At 47.9% G+C, this 19,263-nt stretch carries 16 protein-coding genes, 3 tRNA genes and 2 pseudogenes; 4 read left to right on the top strand and 17 right to left on the bottom strand.

The features are described 5' to 3' along the window. The first annotated feature begins 93 nt into the window (after window positions 1-93). The 4 genes from ACAN55_RS10210 (at window position 94) to ACAN55_RS10195 (ending at window position 1,976) form a co-directional block, all read left to right on the top strand. Complete coding sequence (locus tag ACAN55_RS10210; RefSeq protein ID WP_379131636.1) at window positions 94-624, top strand: ImmA/IrrE family metallo-endopeptidase; 531 nt, start codon at window positions 94-96, stop codon at window positions 622-624. Window positions 625-696: 72 nt separating this feature from the next. Beyond that, a complete protein-coding gene (locus ACAN55_RS10205; protein WP_379131633.1) occupies window positions 697-894 on the top strand; it encodes a hypothetical protein in 198 nt (65 codons plus the stop codon). A gap of 106 nt (window positions 895-1,000) precedes the next feature. Continuing rightward, on the top strand, window positions 1,001-1,465 hold the full coding sequence (locus tag ACAN55_RS10200; protein ID WP_379131630.1) for a hypothetical protein: 465 nt from the start codon (window positions 1,001-1,003) through the stop codon (window positions 1,463-1,465). A gap of 310 nt (window positions 1,466-1,775) precedes the next feature. Continuing rightward, window positions 1,776-1,976, top strand: coding sequence for a hypothetical protein (locus ACAN55_RS10195; RefSeq protein ID WP_379131628.1), 201 nt, complete (start codon window positions 1,776-1,778; stop codon window positions 1,974-1,976). Between the two features lie 100 nt (window positions 1,977-2,076). Here ACAN55_RS10195 and ACAN55_RS10190 read toward each other — a convergent pair. The 17 genes and pseudogenes from ACAN55_RS10190 to lspA form a co-directional block, all read right to left on the bottom strand. Further along, a pseudogene (locus ACAN55_RS10190) lies at window positions 2,077-2,363 on the bottom strand (transposase); the annotation flags it as partial. A gap of 73 nt (window positions 2,364-2,436) precedes the next feature. Beyond that, window positions 2,437-2,607 (bottom strand): annotated as a pseudogene (locus ACAN55_RS10185) (IS110 family transposase); the annotation flags it as partial. Between the two features lie 1,726 nt (window positions 2,608-4,333). Then, a tRNA-Ile gene (locus ACAN55_RS10180) sits at window positions 4,334-4,407 on the bottom strand. A 75-nt stretch (window positions 4,408-4,482) separates the two neighbouring features. Then, a tRNA-Ile gene (locus tag ACAN55_RS10175) sits at window positions 4,483-4,556 on the bottom strand. A 45-nt stretch (window positions 4,557-4,601) separates the two neighbouring features. Next, window positions 4,602-4,678 (bottom strand) — tRNA-Met (locus ACAN55_RS10170). A gap of 84 nt (window positions 4,679-4,762) precedes the next feature. After that, window positions 4,763-4,927, bottom strand: a complete 165-nt coding sequence (locus ACAN55_RS10165) for a hypothetical protein (protein ID WP_379131626.1) — start codon at window positions 4,925-4,927, stop codon at window positions 4,763-4,765. 159 nt (window positions 4,928-5,086) lie between these two features. Beyond that, window positions 5,087-6,604: an ABC transporter substrate-binding protein gene (locus ACAN55_RS10160; protein ID WP_379131623.1), complete on the bottom strand. Its 1,518-nt coding sequence runs from the start codon at window positions 6,602-6,604 to the stop codon at window positions 5,087-5,089. Window positions 6,605-6,888: 284 nt separating this feature from the next. Then, window positions 6,889-7,530 carry an orotate phosphoribosyltransferase gene (pyrE, locus tag ACAN55_RS10155; RefSeq protein WP_379131620.1) on the bottom strand — a complete coding sequence of 214 codons (642 nt, stop codon included), beginning with the start codon at window positions 7,528-7,530 and terminating at the stop codon, window positions 6,889-6,891. Next, window positions 7,527-8,288 carry an orotidine-5'-phosphate decarboxylase gene (gene pyrF, locus ACAN55_RS10150; RefSeq protein ID WP_379131950.1) on the bottom strand — a complete coding sequence of 254 codons (762 nt, stop codon included), beginning with the start codon at window positions 8,286-8,288 and terminating at the stop codon, window positions 7,527-7,529. Before pyrF ends, pyrE begins: the two co-directional genes overlap by 4 nt. A gap of 144 nt (window positions 8,289-8,432) precedes the next feature. Then, complete coding sequence (gene carB / locus ACAN55_RS10145; RefSeq protein WP_379131617.1) at window positions 8,433-11,654, bottom strand: carbamoyl-phosphate synthase large subunit; 3,222 nt, start codon at window positions 11,652-11,654, stop codon at window positions 8,433-8,435. Between the two features lies 1 nt (window position 11,655). After that, window positions 11,656-12,834, bottom strand: a complete 1,179-nt coding sequence (gene carA, locus ACAN55_RS10140) for a glutamine-hydrolyzing carbamoyl-phosphate synthase small subunit (RefSeq protein ID WP_379131615.1) — start codon at window positions 12,832-12,834, stop codon at window positions 11,656-11,658. A gap of 57 nt (window positions 12,835-12,891) precedes the next feature. Next, complete coding sequence (gene pyrC / locus ACAN55_RS10135; RefSeq protein ID WP_379131612.1) at window positions 12,892-14,172, bottom strand: dihydroorotase; 1,281 nt, start codon at window positions 14,170-14,172, stop codon at window positions 12,892-12,894. A gap of 102 nt (window positions 14,173-14,274) precedes the next feature. Continuing rightward, window positions 14,275-15,183 (bottom strand): aspartate carbamoyltransferase catalytic subunit, encoded by a 909-nt coding sequence (locus tag ACAN55_RS10130; protein WP_379131609.1) that lies wholly within the window; start codon window positions 15,181-15,183, stop codon window positions 14,275-14,277. A 2-nt stretch (window positions 15,184-15,185) separates the two neighbouring features. After that, complete coding sequence (pyrR, locus tag ACAN55_RS10125; protein ID WP_379131606.1) at window positions 15,186-15,770, bottom strand: bifunctional pyr operon transcriptional regulator/uracil phosphoribosyltransferase PyrR; 585 nt, start codon at window positions 15,768-15,770, stop codon at window positions 15,186-15,188. A gap of 649 nt (window positions 15,771-16,419) precedes the next feature. Next, entirely contained in the window at window positions 16,420-17,673 is a 1,254-nt protein-coding gene (locus ACAN55_RS10120; protein ID WP_379131603.1) for an LL-diaminopimelate aminotransferase, read from the bottom strand. 91 nt (window positions 17,674-17,764) lie between these two features. Further along, window positions 17,765-18,736, bottom strand: a complete 972-nt coding sequence (locus ACAN55_RS10115; protein ID WP_379131601.1) for an RluA family pseudouridine synthase — start codon at window positions 18,734-18,736, stop codon at window positions 17,765-17,767. Then, entirely contained in the window at window positions 18,729-19,232 is a 504-nt protein-coding gene (gene lspA, locus ACAN55_RS10110; RefSeq protein WP_379131947.1) for a signal peptidase II, read from the bottom strand. The genes ACAN55_RS10115 and lspA overlap by 8 nt, the downstream gene beginning before the upstream one ends. Between the last annotated feature and the right edge of the window lie 31 nt (window positions 19,233-19,263).

The raw sequence follows: 19,263 nt of genomic DNA, 5'->3' as shown, positions 1-19,263 counted from the left end.
ATGGCAAAGAATAGAAGCAACACTTGATATTCGACTTGAATTGCATTATCCTTATATAACAAGAACATTTGTTCGGGATAATGAGGTGATTGGATGAAATCATATTATCAAATGACGACCTTGGAGAAATGGACCGAAGACCTTTTTTCTAGAATTGGTGTTGCTGAACCGTCTCAAATATCCATTGGTTATCTAGCGGATGCCATGAATATCGAGCTTCATTATTTGGATACAGGAACCAAAGGAATCGAGGCTTCGGCTGGCAGGTACAGCATGTTTCTGGACAAGCGGCTTCCACCTGAAATGCAGCGTCTGGAGTTTCTGCATGAGCTTTGCCACTTGCTGCGGCACGCAGGTCCAAATCATCTGATGCCGGCACAATACAGCCAAGCCGAAGAAGATGAAGCCGACCGGTTCATCCTCTATGCGACCATGCCTTACTCCATGATATCATCAAGAAACCTGCCGGAGCTTCGAGGCGAAGCAGCAGCCTTCCTCTCCAGCGAATTTCGGGTACCTACTGAGCTCGCAGTGCAGCGGGTCGACCAAATTCAGCGGCGTATCTTCCAAGGGCAGCTACTGGCTGTCATGGAGTCTCAGAACGAGAAGCACCCCGTGCGCTGAAGCATGAATAATAACATTGTGTTCATTCCGCTCATTTAGTAGAATCAAATTAAAAATTGATGGGGGAACAGAATGCAAACCGTAGTCATTATTGTATTTCTAGTGTTTTTGCTATACGTTTCAATTAAAAGACATCGCCATATAAGAAGACCCGAAGTTCGCCAGAAGCTTCCGCGTAAAACGCTGCTCTTTATCGAAATCAGCAACTACGCGACGTTTGTTTTATTCGGAATTATGGTAGTCCTGGGGATTATTCAATACTTAACTTAATCGTTGATATTCGAGAGTACCGCAAAAGTTTGTGAAATGGCTTCTGCGGTATTTTTTTAACGTTTATAACCTTCATAGCAAAACCCTCAACCGATGAGGAATCAAGATGGAGTCTATTATGAAAAAATTCTTTATCTTTCTGTTCGTTGTAAATTTACTGAGTGCTTGCAGTCCTTCCAAAGAGACACAGGCGTCCGAATTAAAAATCCAGGCCGATCAGCATTACAACAATGGCGATTTGAAAAGTGCAGAAGCCGTTTATGAAAAGTCACTCCAACTAGTGGAAGATCCTCAGGTACGCCAGAAGTTAACAACAACTAAAAGTGAAATCACTGCTCTTGCGGCCGTAAGGAGCTCAATCGATGAGCTTCGGACTGCAATGCTTGAGATGGAGCGGTCTGCCGATCTAAATGAAGGCTTGGCTACAGCTAAAAAAATCGAAAAAATCGCAACTGATCTTCCTTATATATCTGCCCCCAAGGATACTAAACTTGAAAAATATCTAAAAGAGCTAAAAAGAGATAAATACTTATTTCTTGTAAAAGCAAACGCCGGGATGTTTTTTAGATGACATCGAAGACTTGGAGACAAGCCCGGATTCTGAAGGATACTATTTGAAGTTAATACAGTCCATTCAAATTTTTTTAGAGAAACATCCTGCAATCGTTAATTACAGATAGACGTACCCCCCGACCAATCGGTTATGCACCGACCTCTCTAACCATCATGTGGCACTTGTAAGCAGTTAATTAGCAGGGTTTTTACCCATATTTTCGGATTGCTGTAGATATGATTCCACTTCTTACTATGAATTTTGATACTCCCAAATAGATTATTGCTATTGCTAGATATAATAACAATAAAACTTTTGGAGGATTGTCGTGGCTATATTTATTATATTAATTGTAGGGTGGATAGCTGTTTACTTTATATCTAAGGGGACAGGAGATAAACACGGGCAAGATAAGGCAGAACACATGTTAACAAGCGGTTTGGGGTTCAGAGGATGCGGTGTTATTATCTTAATAGTTCTTGTTATTGTAGTGGTTCTTTTTTTCTATCTTTTAAGTCTATTCGAATAATAGCGTTATATCGATACATATAAATTGCCCCGCCACTCATAACAGGGGGGGGCATTTACAAACCTCAATACTTTTGATTTTCACTCCTTCCCATTTAAAACTAAAAAGTGTAGGGTTGCCCTTTCTTAAGCATAGCGTATACGTGATGGAGTAACTTGTTGGCGCAAGCGATCACAGCTATTTTATGAGGCTTTCCTTCACTCTTTTTTCTGTCGTAATACTCCTGAGTCGAGGGTATAATTCTCCTCGCTAGCCGCATGTTACCGCTAAATACATCGCTCATCCTAGTGGTTTGGATCCTCGTTTCGTGATCTTGTTATGAGTGGCCACAAACTTTCCTGAACTGAAGACACTTGGATCAATTCCGGCGTATACCACCAGTTTTTTGAAGCCTGGGTGGCCGCTTTCACCATGTGTAGCCAATCTTCTAGCAAATTCAAGGACGTTTTGGAATATAAATCTATGAATACGCCCTCATAACTTGTTTTCGTCCAGGATGGACAGACCAGTTCTCTTCCTGGCAGTATAGATCTGCTAAATACCAGGCATCTGATGCGTCCGTTTTGACTTTACGTAATTCGGTTCTTCTTGCTCGCTGGGCCTGCAACGGGTTGAAGAGAATGACCTCATATCCAGCCTGTCGCTAATAAATTCTTCCTTCATAAATATTTTGTTCATTACGCACTCACCTTTTGACTTTGTTTATTGAAAACACATAGACAAGAGAAAGTTTCACTTTGGTAAATTCCAGGTTTTCGGTTCTATATGTTTCTTCTTTCGAAAGAATGCTCTCAACCAGTGTTCTTCTTTCCTATCATCGAGTATTTGTCTTATTCCATGAATAAGAACTTTCGATCTACTCTCTTCTTCACGGCTCATATTTCGCAATAGGTTGTAGAATTCATTTCCCATTTGGCATCTGTCTCCTTAGGAGTATAAAAATAATCTATAATCACATTAAATTAGGGCGTGTCTGAAAACTTTTCATTGAGTAATTTGAAAATGGCAGCTACGTATACAAACGCCAAAAATGACTTAGCCAACTTGTCGAAACAGTGGTCACGTGGCGAAAATGTTTGATTTTATTGAAAAAGCACTCCACTAAGTGTCGCTCTTTGTTCTGATTATGACTTCCTGTAATACCAAGCTTATGAAGTAATCGATCGCTGGAACGGAATCGTAGACTTGACCACCCGTCAGAAAGAAAAACGAGCGGATTTTCTAATCTAACGACGACGGTATGAAGTTTGGTTGTTTTTCCGCCACGACTGACGCCGATGTGCTGATTCATTTCGTGTCCTTCAACGTTTTTTAGCGCCGGCACTATGTTGATGGGCTTTGACCGATGTAGAATCAATGCTCAAGTTAAACATGGTTCTTTCACTTAATTTTGACCTGTTTTATAGGGTAGAAATATGCCCTTTTGATCCCACTCTTCATCGCTTATTACGTACCGTCTTTGAATCATGCTTGATGCTCCAATCATTTTTTCTCAAGACACATTCTAATTGAAAAAAATGTCGATTAATACTATTTCAATCCTCCTTTTGTCCTTATTTTTGTTGTTTATTAATATAAATTAGTTCAATTGTACCACACCATTAAGACAAATAAATACAATAAACGACAAAAAAATCACTTTCGAATTTATATTTTTTCAATGTTCACGACAAATAACCCCCTAGCTCAGCGCTAGGCAAAGTAAAATTGCAGGCGCTTACTCCGAGGACGATCAAGAGCTTCTATGCTGAACTCCGTAAAAAGTATTCCAAGGATTACGTGAAGAACATTCACAGTCTGCTGAAACGTGCCCTCCGGCTTGCATATACTGAATAGGGGTTACTTGCTGAAGATATCATGAGTAAAGTATCTATGCGGAGCAAGGTAAGTGCAAACGAGCAGAAAGAAATGCAGTTCTGGAAAGATATCGACTTTGACAATAGAGAATTAAACGTAATCCAGAACGGTGATTGATGATCTACAGGAAAGATATAGTGCTTATTCGCAAAGCTGGTGTTAGGAAGATCCGATTCCATGTTCAGCGACATACACATACTTCATTCTTACTGGCATTGGAATAATCTGAAGTTAGCAGCCTAACGACTGGGAATGACTCCGTTAATGTTCAATGAGAGATACTCTCACCTTCTTCCAATTATGCAGGAAGAAGCCGTTGACAGAATTGAAAATGAACTCAATAAATTCGCAGTAAAGCAGCTTGAACCTATAAAATAAAAGCCTCCGTTAGCAAATCCGTTAGCAAGAAGAAAAAAACGACCTTTCCCCACTCTCTTCTGATCGCTTCAGCAAGCCCCAAGACAGCAAAAAACCCTTACAGGGTAAGGGTTTTTAATAAGTGGGCCCTGAGGGACTCGAACCCCCGACCAATCGGTTATGAGCCGACCGCTCTAACCAACTGAGCTAAGGGCCCGGATGTAAAGTATCCGTTATTTATGATGGCTGTTTGTGAATNAAAAACCCTTACAGGGTAAGGGTTTTTAATAAGTGGGCCCTGAGGGACTCGAACCCCCGACCAATCGGTTATGAGCCGACCGCTCTAACCAACTGAGCTAAGGGCCCGGATGTAAAGTATCCGTTATTTATGATGGCTGTTTGTGAATAAATTGGTTGCGGGGGCAGGATTTGAACCTGCGGCCTTCGGGTTATGAGCCCGACGAGCTACCGGGCTGCTCCACCCCGCGTCAGTAATCATATTCAAACAGCGACAATAAATAATATACATTACATAAGGCCATAAAGTCAAGGAAGGATTAGTAAAAAAATTATCAGGGGAGAAAACGCACACCATACCGTCCTTTGCGTGAGCGGTAAATCTCCACAAAACGAGGATCCTGATAACCGTAAATCCATCCGTCCTGCTCGAGTCGTTTGGCCAGACATCCGGCCTGAAATTTTGTTCTGAACAGTTTCGCGAAATATATCCAGTTCATGATGTCTTCTCCTTTAGTCGCATGGATCAAATCTGTTCTGGATATAGCATGCCCATAGAACACCATAAAATATGCGGGACTCCACTAAAAACCTGATATCTCCAAGTTTATGTGAAATCCCGCATCTTCATGCCACTATTCATTTAACGATAAGTCGATTTAGTTTTTCACAGCGCTTTTCTTAATCCAGCCATCCTCTAAATTAAAATATGCCGCTGGATCTTTACGCAGCTTTGCCAGCATTGTATTGCCTTTCTGTTCCCATGCTTTAAGAGCAGCGGAAACAGTCATCCTGCCTTTAACTACTTCCACGAACAGCTGGCGTCCGGCATCACTGATTTGAACGATTCCTGGTTTCTGACCAATAAGACGGTCCATTTGCGGATCACTGGCAGGCAACGGCTTCATGGTATAGAAAGGAGCCAGGTTCACACTTGGCGCTTTTGAGACCAGATAGTCTTTACGCGAAGTAAGCTCATAACTGTTATGGGCCTTGATCTTAGCTACTTCATTGCTGTTGACGAACTTGATAAGATCCCAGGCATCTTCAGAATTGACCGCTGTATTGCTGATCGCCATCATATTACCAAGCCAAGTTCCCGTTGCAACCCCCGGTTTTTCAACATGAGAAGGAACGGTAACAACGCCCCATTCCACAGGCTTATAATTCTTGATCTTAGCAGCATTGTCCCGGACGGTAACCAGTTCATTGATGTATCCATATTCCGCAACTACCATAGCAGCTTTGCCGTTAAGGAACAGATCTCCCTGAATCGGACTGTATGGCGTATCCTCTGTCCACATGAATTCGGAGCCATCCAGTCCCGGAATGGTCTGTTTTTTAACCAGATTGCTGTAGGTCGTCCAGACCTTGTTCCACGCTGAGTTGTTCACAGTCATTGCATTGCCTTTATTATCGTACATGGTTAACTGAAGCGGGGTGATGTAGGATTGCATATCCCAGAACGAATCACCATAATAGCGGCTCATTGAAAAACCGTATACACGGCTTTCCTTCTTCTTGGATACTTTCGTGACCTTGGCGGCAAGGGCAAACATCTCATCCCATGTCATTCCATCCTTCGGATACGTTACACCAGCAGCATCAAAAATTCCTTTGTTATAATAGAGTGCTGTGGATGAAAAGGTGGGCGCCAGAGCAAACAGACTGCCGCCACCAAGCTCACGGACACCATCCAGCATGGTTGGCGCGAGTGTGCTGATATCATAATGATCGCGGTCAATGAGGGGCTGCAGCGGCTTCAATAAATTGCGTCCGATAAGGCTCTTGATAAGCGTGTTGTCTCCAACAATGACATCGACCGGCTTATTACCACTCATAAGTCCGCGAATGCTCTCCACATAGTCTGGAGTGACTGCAGGATATTGTCCGGGATTGCTGCTGAACCGGGTCTGATTCTGATCAATCGCCGGGATGATCTCCAGCTTGATCTCAGGATGCTTCAGCTCATACAGATCTGTAAACTGCTGGCGAAAATACGTATCGTCCTCTCCGCTCCACAAGGTGCCGATACGAAGCACTCTCTGCTCCGGTGTGGTTGCGGGTTCAGCCCAAGCTGTATTCCAGCCTTCAGAGGCAAGCGGAAGCAATATTGCAATACTTATCCCCAGACTCAGCCACCGCCGCAGATTGCGCTTGTTGGATTTTGGAATCATAGATGTACCCTCCCGATTATATTAGGTTCATAGCCTTGAAAATAGCAAAGAAAATTCCTTTATTTGTATTATAAACGTTTTCCGGCGAGGGTAAGTTACAGGGCGTTTAAAGTTAAACTACGATTTCTTCATGGAATTCCCATTAATTAACTGAAGAATTGACTATTTATAAAAAAAGAAGAACAGCGAAATAACCCTATAGACGCAAAAAAGCCCCCTGCACTTTATTGCAAGGGGACTTAACTATTAATAACCGTCAATTGGCTGCATATGCTTCGGGTAACCTAAATTCCAAAAGCTGCCGGGTTTTTACGCCAGGACTGAAGCAGTTCAACATCACCGGAGGCAATCTTGCCTTGGCTCAATGCTACATCGATAAGCGTGCTGTAATTGGACAAGCTGTACAGCGGAACCCCTGCTTCATCGAAAGCCCCAGTGGCACGATCGAGCTCGTAGTTGAAAATCGCCAGAACAGCCAGCGGCTCACCGCCCGCTTCTTTCACGGCTTGGGCCGCTTTGATCGAGCTGCCTCCGGTCGAGATTAAATCTTCAATGACGATTGTTTTTTGGCCTGGTGCGATAAGTCCTTCGATCTGATTCTGTTTGCCATGTCCCTTAGCCTTGTCACGTATGTATGCCATAGGCAGATTCAGCTTGTCAGCAACCCACGCCGCATGTGGGATTCCCGCTGTAGCCGTTCCAGCAATAACTTCAGCATCCGGGTACTGGCTCTTAATCAGCTCGGCAAACGCATCGGCAATATAGTTACGGACCTCCGGATAAGACAAGGTAAGGCGATTATCGCAATAGATCGGAGACTTTATACCTGAAGTCCATGTAAAAGGCTCCTGCGGACGAAGTGCCACTGCACCAATATTCAATAAATAGGCTGCTATTTGTTCACTCTTGTTCAATAATACGCTCATGCCTGAATCATCTCCTTAAGTATGTTTAGTACTGCCTGACGCGGATCAGCTGCTGCAGTAATCGGACGTCCCACTACCAGGTAGTGGCTGCCTTGTGTGATGGCCTGTCCTGGAGTCATCACCCGTGACTGGTCATCCTGCGAAGAACCCGCCGGCCGGATGCCTGGAGTAACGGTACGGAATGCCGCACCGCAAGCTGCGGATATCAGCGCTGATTCCTGTGGGGATGCTACAACTCCGTCAAGTTCCGCTTCAGCAGCAAGCTTGGCATAACGTACAACGGTATCTGCGACACTTCCCGCAATTCCAATCTCACCATTCATGACTTCAAGGCTGGTGCTGGTTAACTGGGTAACTGCAATAATCAGCGGCTTGGTAATTGCTGGGTTGGCCTGAACCGCTGAGAGTGCCCCCTCCCGTGCCGCACGCATCATTGCGGTCCCACCTGCCGCATGGACATTGAACATGTCCACTCCAAGCGCTGTAAGGCTCGCCGCCCCGCCCTTTACGGTGTTCGGAATATCATGCATTTTGACATCTAGGAAAACAGAGTATCCATGCGCTTTCAGCTCTTTGATAAACTCCGGTCCTGCCGTGTAAAAGAGCTGCATGCCGACTTTCATATAACACGGAATTCCTTCGAGCTTCTCAATCAGAAGTTTTGCCCCTGCAGCATCCGGATAATCCAAAGCCACCATTAGCCGTTGTGCCATTTCAGCGTACTCTGCCGAAAGGCCTGATCCCTGCTCCTTTTGCATTCCCTCAGCATTTAACATTACCGTTGCTCCTACCCGTGCAGCGAACCGCACTTTTATTTTTTGACCCCGGGCGCAGCGGAACGGTCTGCGGATAGCCGCAAACCGTTCCTGTGCCTCTTGCTCCATACAGACTGCAAGCAGGCTTTATTGTCCGACGAAAGCCGGCATCGCTTGTGATGAGAAGTTAATGGTCTGCAGCATTCTCAGCAGCGCCGTTACCGTATCGAGCGAGGTCATGCAGACCACACCATTCTCTACCGCTTCACGGCGGATGCGGAATCCGTCTCGCTCCGGTGTTTTACCTTTAGTCAGTGTATTGAAGACAAAGTTCGCCTGTCCGCTGCGGATTAGATCCAGGATGGTTGGCTCTCCTTCGTCAAGCTTGTTAACATTCATTACGTTCAAGCCGGCTGCCTCAAGCGCAGTAGCCGTACCGCCTGTAGCGATAATTTTGTAGCCCATAGCATGGAAGCCTTTCATCAGCTCCACAGCCTCTGCTTTGTCCTTGTCAGCGACCGTTACGATAATGGCTCCGGTTGCCGGAATCTTCATTCCCGCTCCGATAAGACCTTTATACAGCGCTTTGGCGTACAGTTTATCGCGTCCCATCACTTCACCGGTAGACTTCATTTCAGGTCCCAGTGTCGGCTCTACTCTGCGCAGTTTGGCAAAAGAGAATACCGGTACTTTTACAGATACCTGATCGCTTTCCGGCCACAGTCCTTCCTGATAACCGTCATCTGCAAGCTTACTGCCAAGAATGATCTTGGTCGCCAGATGTGCCATTGGAATGCCAGTCACCTTGCTCAGGAAAGGAACCGTACGCGAGGAGCGCGGATTCACTTCAATGACGTACACTTCATTCTGATAAATGACAAACTGGATGTTCACGAGCCCGATCGTCTTCAGTTCCTTGGCGATCTTGATCGTAATTTCCGAAATTTTCTGTTTCAGGCCTTCATCCAGATATTGCGGCGGGTATACGGCGATGGAGTCGCCGGAGTGAACACCTGCGCGTTCAACGTGCTCCATGATGCCTGGAATCACAACGGTATCCCCGTCACAAATCGCATCCACCTCAACCTCTTTACCCAGCATGTAACGGTCGATCAGCACCGGATGTTCCGGGTTCACTTTGACCGCTTCCACCATGTAGCTGAGCAGCTCCGCGTCATTGTATACAATCTCCATTGCGCGTCCGCCAAGGACATAGGAAGGACGTACAAGCACCGGATATCCTAGTGACTGTGCAGTTTCCACTGCGGCATCAACCGTTGTAACCGTCTTGCCCTTAGGCTGTGCCACATTCAGACGGCTTAGCAGAGCTTCAAATTTCTTGCGGTTCTCGGCTTCGTCAATACTTTCCAAGCTGGTACCAAGGATATTGACACCTGCAGCGCTCAGTGGTGCCGCAAGGTTAATAGCTGTCTGTCCGCCAAACTGTACGATAACTCCGATCGGGTTCTCCTGGGCGATGACATTCATGACATCCTCGAAGAACAGCGGTTCAAAGTACAGACGGTCCGATGTATTGAAATCCGTTGATACGGTCTCCGGATTGTTGTTGATAATAACCGCTTCATATCCGGCCTTTTGGATGGCCCATACGGCATGCACTGTAGAGTAGTCGAACTCAATACCCTGGCCGATACGGATCGGACCGGAACCAAGCACGATGACTTTCTGCTTATCGGAGTGGATAACCTCATTCTCCGTCTCATAAGTCGAGTAGTAATATGGGGTCGAAGCCTCAAATTCAGCGGCGCAGGTATCAACCATTTTGAAGACAGGGGTCAAGCCCTGCTGTAGACGGAAGGCCCGAACCTCAGCTTCAGTTGTTAGCGCAGCCGCAGCATTGCCTTCGGCACGAATCTCTGCAATTGCACGGTCGGTGAAGCCTTTGCGTTTCGCTTGATACAGCGTCTCGTAAGACAGGGTTTCTTCTCCACGGATCACATTCTCGAAGCTTACCAGTCCTTCGATCTTGGACAGGAACCACCAGTCCACATTCGTGATATCCTGAATTTCCTGCAGTTCATAGCCACGGCGGAAAGCTTCAGCGATCAGGAACAGGCGCTCGTCATCAGCTTTAGCCAGACGGTAGCGAAGCACGCTGTCCTCCAATAACTCTGCACCCGGAAGACGGAAGCGGTGTACACCGATTTCCAGGGAACGAACCGCTTTATGGATCGATTCCTCGAAGGTACGGCCGATAGCCATTACCTCTCCAGTCGCCTTCATCTGCGTGCCCAGCTTGCGGTTCGCCTGAGTGAATTTATCAAAAGGCCAGCGCGGGATTTTGCTAACAATATAGTCCAGTGTAGGCTCGAAGCAAGCATAGGTCTGTCCGGTAACCGGATTAACGATCTCGTCCAGCGTATAGCCTAGGGCGATCTTCGCAGCCATTTTCGCAATCGGATAACCGGTAGCCTTGGAAGCAAGAGCCGAGGAACGGCTAACACGCGGGTTAACCTCAATCACATAATATTGGTAGCTTTGCGGATCGAGCGCGAATTGCACGTTGCAGCCGCCTTCGATATTAAGTGCACGGATGATTTTCAGGGAAGCGCTGCGCAGCATCTGGTACTCACGGTCGGACAGTGTCTGGCTCGGAGCCACAACAATACTATCCCCGGTATGTACGCCGACTGGATCAAAGTTCTCCATGTTGCAGACTACGATACAGTTGTCATTCGCGTCACGCATAACCTCGTATTCGACTTCCTTCATGCCGGCGATGCTCTTCTCTACCAGACATTGGCCGATCGGGCTGTAGCGGATACCGGCTTTCACCGTTTCACGCAGTTCTTCCTCATTGTCGCAGATTCCGCCGCCTGTACCACCCAGGGTATAGGCAGGACGTACGATCAGAGGATATCCGATTTCTCTGGCAAAAGTGACCGCATCTTCTATGGTCGTAATAATAATACTCTCCGGCACCGGCTGCTCCAGCTCACGCATCAGCTCGCGGAAGAGGTCACGGTCCTCGGCTTTCTCGATGGATTCCAGCTGCGTACCGAGAAGCTTAACGTTCTCTTTCTCCAGTACACCTGCCCGGGCCAGTTCAACCGCCATATTAAGTCCTGTCTGTCCCCCCAGTGTCGGCAGCAAGCCGTCTGGACGCTCCTGGCGGATAATCGCGGTAACAAATTCAAGTGTAATTGGCTCGATGTAGACTTTGTCGGCCATATTGGTATCGGTCATAATGGTCGCAGGGTTGCTGTTAATCAGCACAACCTCAACGCCTTCTTCTTTCAAGGCCTGGCAGGCCTGGGTTCCGGCATAGTCGAACTCGGCAGCCTGACCGATGACGATCGGCCCGGAGCCGATCACCAGAATTTTTTTCATTTTATTATTCTTAGGCATGTTATAGAGCTCCTTTCACGGCTTCAAGCTGAGGTGCGGATTTGGGCGCCGTGATTCTGGCGTTAGCCGCAAGCTGCGCCTGGCGCGAACCTGCGGGAGTCTTGGCTTTATGATCCTTGATCATTTGCAGGAAGCGGTCAAACAGGTAGCTGCTGTCATGCGGCCCCGGTGCCGCTTCCGGATGGTATTGTACGGAAAATGCCGGATAGCGTGTATGTTTCAGACCTTCAACGGTCTTGTCATTATTGTTAATATGCGTTACTTCAAGCTCTGTGTTCACTACGGATTCCTCATTCACCGTGTAACCATGGTTCTGAGAGGTAATGAAGCAGCGTCCACTTTCCAGTTCCTTCACGGGATGGTTGCCCCCTCTGTGACCGAACTTGAGCTTCTCCGTATCCGCACCGCACGCCAGTGCAAACAACTGGTGGCCCAGGCAGATTCCGAAGATCGGATATTCACCGAGCAGCTCGGAGATCGTCTTCACAGCGTATGGTACATCTTTAGGGTCCCCAGGACCGTTTGAAAGCTGGATTCCATCCGGGTTCAGACGGCGGATTTCATCAGCAGTCACATCATGCGGTACAACAACCACATCACAGCCGCGGCTGTTCAGTTCGCGCAGGATACCGGTTTTAGCGCCGTAATCCACAAGCACAATCCGTTCCTTGCTGCCGGGACTGCTGTACGAGCTGGCAGTCGAAGTACGTGCCACCTGATTGCGCAGCTCTTCAATCGTCGTGTCGCCCATCATTTCCATAAGCTCTTCCACACGTTTGTTCGAAGTGGTCAGGATGGCTTTCATTGTGCCGTAGTGGCGGATAATGCGGGTCAGCATCCGCGTATCAATCTCGCTGATACCAGGAATTCCGTATTCCTTCAGCAGATCGTCTACACTGTATTCAGCGCGCCAGTTGCTGGGCACTGTCTCATGGCGGCGGACAACAAAGCCATGCACGAAAGGACGTACCGACTCGAAATCATCCCGGGTAATGCCGTAGTTACCGATCAGCGGGTAAGTCATAGTAACGATTTGTCCGCAGTAAGAAGGGTCCGACAGCACCTCCTGATATCCAGTGATCCCTGTATTAAATACAACCTCGCCCGTCTTTTCACCCTCCGCGCCAAATGCGGTACCTGTAAACAGCGTTCCGTCCTGTAGCAGCAATCTCGCCTGCATTCCCTTCCACTCCTTCTTGTTTCTGTAGTCTAAAGCGTCTGTTTCAGCAGTCCGCCATTATTGTTCATTCCATACGATCTTACCGTCCACCCAAGTCTTTACCGGCCAGCCTTTCAGCTTCCATCCGGTAAATGGTGTGTTATGCCCCTTGCTGGCAAATGTGGCAGGGTCTACTTCTTTCTCCGAATCCAGATCAATCAGCGTTAAATCCGCAGGAGCACCTGCTTCCAAAACTCCGGTATTCAAGCGGAATACCCGGGCCGGATCAGCGGTCATCCGCTGCACCAGCAGGGCTAAGTCCCATTTGCCGGTTGCAACAAAAGCCGTATACAGCAGCGGGAAGGCCGTTTCAAAACCGACGATGCCAAAAGGTGCGAGCTGCATTCCTTTGGCTTTCTCTTCTTCGCTGTGTGGTGCGTGGTCCGTCACGATCATATCGAGCGTGCCGTCCAACAGAGCTTCAATACAAGCTTCCACGTCGCGGCGCGAACGCAGCGGCGGGTTCATTTTCCAATTGGCATCGAGTCCCGGAATATCTTCTTCCGACAGCAGCAGATGATGCGGGCATACCTCTGCGGTCACCTTAATGCCGATTGCTTTCGCTTGGCGGATCAACCTCACCGATTGCTCTGTGCTCACATGGCATACATGGTAATGAACGCCTGTCGCTTCCGCGAGCAGAATATCCCGTCCGACATGGATGGCTTCCGATTCATTCGGAATCCCCTTCAGGCCATGCTTGGCAGCAAATGTTCCTTCAGCTACGCAAGCGCCCTCGACCAGCGAGTTATCCTCACAGTGTGCAATGACCGGCATATCCAGCTGTGCCGCAATGTTCATCGCATCCTTCATCATCTGTGCGCTTTGTACGCCGACTCCGTCATCCGTAAATCCAATCGCACCCGCTTCTTTCAAAGCATTGAAATCTGTAAGTTCGCGTCCGAGCTCACCTTTCGTGATGGCTGCATAAGGCAGAACCTTGACCAGTCCGGCTTCCCGGGCTTTATCTTTCACGAATTGCACAACCTCGGGCGAATCCGTTACTGGCCGTGTGTTCGGCATACAGGCAATCGTGGTGAACCCGCCTTTTGCCGCCGAGCGGCTTCCGGTTTCTACCGTCTCTTTATGCTCGAAACCCGGCTCGCGCAGATGCACATGCATATCAATCAGTCCAGGAATCAGCAGCTTGCCTTCAGCATCAATGATCTCTTCCGCTGTGCCGGACTCTTCCGGACCGTCTATTATTGCAGAAATCATTCCGTCCTTGAGCACTACTGTCTTCAGCTCCAGGGCGCCTTCTTTATTAATAATGCTGGCATTCTTAATAATCACCGTCATGATTTCTCCTTTTGCCCGCGCAATCTCAAGCAGGCTCTGTCGTTATTATATAATAAAAATTCATGTTTGTGTATATTTATTAATGTATTTTGTATACTTCGTTTATAATAAGGCTCTTTCGATGACTGCCATCCGTACCGGAACCCCGTTCGACATCTGAGGAAAAATTCTCGACTTGGCACTTTCCACCACACAGTCATCGATTTCAACATTCCGGTTAACCGGTGCAGGATGCATAATGATCGTGCCGGGAGCAAGCTTCGAAGCACGTTCTTCCGTAAGCCCGAACTGCCGTCTATATTCCTCTGCCGATTGCAGCATTCCCACCGCATGCCGCTCGAGCTGTACTCGGAGCATCATCACAACATCAGCCTTCATTGCTTCTTCTATAGAAACATATGGAGCGTACTCCATCAGTTCAGGAGCCTTCATATTCTCCGGTGCGCAGAACTGCACTTTCGCCCCCATCTTGGTCAAAGCCCACAGATTCGAGCGGGCTACGCGGCTGTGCATAATGTCTCCGGTAATCGACACGGTCAGATCCTTCAAGCTTCCGAAGGTTTGAATCATCGTGTACAGATCCAGCAGCGCCTGTGTCGGGTGCTCATTATTTCCGTCGCCTGCATTGATGAGCGGTACCGATACCTTCTCGGCCAGCTGCTGCAGCACGCCTGCAGGCTTCAGCCGGATCACTCCAGCATCAATCCCCATAGATTCCAAGGTGCGGACGGTGTCGTAGATGGACTCCCCTTTCTCCACACTGGAGGCGGCCGATGTGAAATTCAGCACCTGTGCACCAAGGCGTTTCTCCGCCATTTCAAACGAGAACCGGGTGCGCGTGCTGTTCTCAAAGAACATATTCGACACGAACTTTGATTCCAGCACCGGAGTCAGCTTCTGCGGCTGCTTGTCCCAGTAGGCCGTTCTCTCCAGCAGCTCCGCAATCTCCGTTCCGCTCAGTTCCTTGATTCCCAGCAGACTGCGTCTTCTCACCTTGGTTGCTATTGTCATTGTTATCGTTCCTCCCGGTTCGAAATAATGTACACTTCATCCTTGCCGTCATATTCCGTAAGTGATACTTCAATTTCTTCATGTTTGGAGGTTGGGACGTTCTTGCCGATATAATCCGGCCGGATCGGAAGCTCGCGGTGTCCGCGATCCGCCAGAACAGCCAGCTGGATCATTCGCGGCCGGCCACAATCCATCAGCGCATCCATTGCCGCCCGGATCGTGCGTCCGGTGTACAGCACATCATCGAACAAAATCACTTTCTTGTCATGAATGCCGCTTGCGCCTGAAGTGATGGTAAGATTGCTCTTGACTACTGCTTCATCTCCACTACCGCCTCCCTCGCGGTCGTCCCGGTAATGCGTGATGTCAAGCTCGCCGTAAGGAATTTCGACGCCTTCAATCTCCTTAATACGTTCGGCAATTCTTTGGGCCAGATATACGCCTCTTGTGCGGATGCCAACGAGCAGGCAGTTCTCAATTCCTTTGTTTTTCTCCAGAATCTCATGTGCAATCCGTGAGAGCGCCCGGCGAATCGCCGTTTCATCCATAATGATTGTTTTCTCTAAAAGGTTCTTGTCTGTCTCCATATTCCCGTCAGCCTCCAGCTTGTTCGCCTACCAGTTCCCGGATAACAAAAAACTCCTTGCCCGAAACAGGCAAGGAGTGAAATCACTTAGTTCACAGAGGCGTGCGCGCGCATAAAAAGATCATCCGTACACATACGGATACCCTTCTTAGAGTCGCGAACCTCGATTCACGTTACCTTGCCAGCCTCACGGGACTGAATTAAAGGCGCTATTCATTTATCATACGAATTATGACAGATGCGAAGCGGGATGTCAACGTGCTCTTTTGGGCGTGAGGACGCTACTTGGTACTTGCACTCACTACTTGCCACGATAAAGCCCCGCTTGCCTGAAAATAGTTTACCCTGTATGTCTGAACTAACTGGAATTAGTGGCGGTAATTTGGCGCAGAGAAGTGCTTTTGAGGAGTTACATGTAATAACCGGCGTTAATTCAGCAATATTTGCTCCAAGCATCACTTTCTCTCCAATTTAACAGTAGATTTTCCATGTAATTCAGTTCTTAAGTCTATATTCAATAATTTACCGTTATAAAATCCAGTTAAATACTCAGCCAATCTATCAGTTACAAAAAAGAGCTGCCCCGGTTCCCAGGGCAGCTCCCAAAATATAAGATGAACTTTAACTACTGGCCGAAGGCAGTAACCAAATTAAAATTCAAATTCCACGTCACTCAGACGGCGTTTGATTTCAGCGATAACGCGTTTCTCTTCTTCTTCGCCTTTAGCGATGAAGGTTACGGAGAAGCGTACGAACGCACCTGCATCATCCCAAGGTACACTGGAGATCAGTTTCTCGCGGATCAGGAATTGCGAGAAGTCTTCGCCGGATTCAAAGCGGCGTCCGCCCTTAACGCCTTTTGGCGCTTCCACGTACAGGAAGAAGGAACCCTTTGGTTTCTCAGCAGTGAAGCCAAGGCTGTTCAACATTTCCACCAGCATATTGTGGCGGCGGGAATATTTGAGGGCAATCGCTTCAGTGATCTCAGGATGCGCCAGACCGTAAGCAGCTGCTTTTTGGATGGCGATAAACTGACCGGAATCATTATTATCTTTGATATCGCTGAATGCTTTCACAACAAGCGGATTACCAGCAACAAACCCGATTCTCCAGCCAGTCATGTTGTAGGACTTCGAAAGGGAATGCAGCTCCACGCCGACATCCTTCGCACCCGGAACGGACAGGAAGCTGAGCGGCTTCAAACCGTCATAAGTCAAAGCAGAGTAAGGAGCATCATGAATGACAACCACATTGTATTTCTTCGCCCAGGCAACCACTTCTGCAAAAAATTCCGGAGTTGCGCTTGCACCAGTCGGGTTGTTCGGATAGTTCAGGTAGAGCAGTTTAGCCTTGGTAGCAATATCTTCAGGAATGGAATTCAGGTCAGGAAGGAATTTATTCTCCTTCTTCAACTCAACGGTGTATACTTGTCCACCCAGATATTTCGTATGTGTACCCAGAACCGGATACCCCGGAACCGTCATGATTGTAATATCACCCGGGTTAATGAAGCAGGAAGGGAGCATCGCGAGCGCCGGCTTGGAACCGATGGAATGCACAACCTCCGTATCCGGATCGATACCATCCACGCGGAAGACGTCGCTCAAATATTTAGCGGCAGCCGCCTTGAACTCAGGAATCCCGTTGTCCGCATAACCGCGGTTCTCTTCTTTTGCTGCTTCTTCAGCCAGCTTGGCAACGATGCCTTCGTCCGCCATGTCGTCCGGCTCGCCGACACCGAGGTCGATCAATTCGATATCTGGAAAATCTTTTTTCGCCGAAGCTTTGGCGCGTTTGATTTTCTCGAATTTGTAGATGTTGGTGTCTTTGCCATAGTTCGCACCGCCGATGCGGTCCGCAAAATTATTTTGAATAAATGTGCCTTGATAATGTTCAATACTCATAATCTTCGTCTCATCTCCCGGTTCTTTATATTCTCAAATATGACGTAAAGCTTTCTTCAAAACCATGGACTAAATACCGATTGATTTGTACTTATCTGCTGCGCAGGGCGAACAGAACCTCTTCCATATCCTCAGGCATCGGTCTGCTGAATTCCATGTATTCCCCTGAAGCAGGATGCACAAAACCAAGTACAGCAGCATGAAGGGCTTGTCCTTCCATGCTTGTTCCCTTACTGCGTCCGTATACGGGATCCCCGACGAGCGGGTGTCCGATAAACTTCATATGTACACGAATTTGGTGAGTGCGTCCCGTTTCCAATTGAAGCTCAACCAAAGTGTTATCGCCGAAGCGTTCCAGTACAGTAAAATGGGTTACGGCTTTCTTGCTGTTCTTCTGCGTCACCACATACAACTTGCGGTCATGCGGATCTCTCCCGATGGGTGCGTCAACCGTACCCTTGTCATGAGACAAATTCCCGTGGACAATGGCAAAATAACGGCGGGTCACACTATGCTCCTTGAGCTGAGCGGAGAGCGAGGCGTGAGCGGCGTCATTTTTGGCAGCCATAATCAGTCCTGACGTATCCTTATCAATTCTATGGACAATACCGGGCCGTACCTCACCGTTAATCCCGGAAAGATCCTTGCAGTGATACATCAGCGCATTCACAAGTGTCCCTGAAGGATGTCCTACTGCCGGATGCACCACCATACCGCGCTTTTTATTCACTACGATAACATCACTATCTTCATATACTATGTCTAGCGGAATATTCTCTGCCACCAGGTCAGTGGCCTCGGTTTCAGGTACGGTAACGCTCACCACTTCGCCTTCGGACAGCTTGTAATTAGCTTTGACCTGTGCACCATTTACCTTAACATTTCCGCCGCTAATCCATAATTGTACCTGAGAACGGGATATTCCCTCTTCCCAGGCTTCCGTAATATACTTATCGATCCGCTCCCGTGCATGTTCTGCTGCAACGGTCCACTCCGTGACGTCTTTCTCTTCTTCGAAGCCGGAATCTGCGGGCTGATTGACGTCCTTGTTCAACTTAGTCATTCCCCTCTTGTGCTTCCTCGATCTCTTTCACTTCCACCACTTCTTCTCCGCCCTTCAAATCACGCAGCGAATCCAGAATAATAAGTGCAACCCCAATCACAATACAAGAATCCGCCACATTAAAAATTGGGAAGGTATAGCTGCCAAAGTTAAACTGCAGGAAGTCCACGACTTCTCCATTCAGCATCCGGTCAAGGAAGTTGCCAATGGCACCGCCGAGCACCAGACCCAGCGCAGTAGGCAGCAGCTTCCGTGTTGCTCTTGCCTTATTCAGGTACCAGACGATACCGCTAACTACCACAAGGGTAACCAGGAAGAAAAACCACTGTTGCCCCTGCAAGATCCCGAAGGCTGCACCGCGGTTGCGATGAGATGTAATCAAAAAGAAGTTGCCGATCACCGGAATCTGTTCTGTAATTTCCAGCCGGGTAGCGATTAAATATTTTGTTCCCTGGTCAATCAAAAATACGATAAGAGCTAGCAGATAGTACACCACAGAAGTTGTCACTCCGTTCTTATTTTTCCCG

Source organism: Paenibacillus oryziterrae (genome assembly GCF_042610485.1).
Taxonomy (GTDB): Bacteria; Bacillota; Bacilli; order Paenibacillales; family Paenibacillaceae; genus Paenibacillus_AQ.
This window is presented reverse-complemented; position numbering and strand designations above follow the sequence as displayed.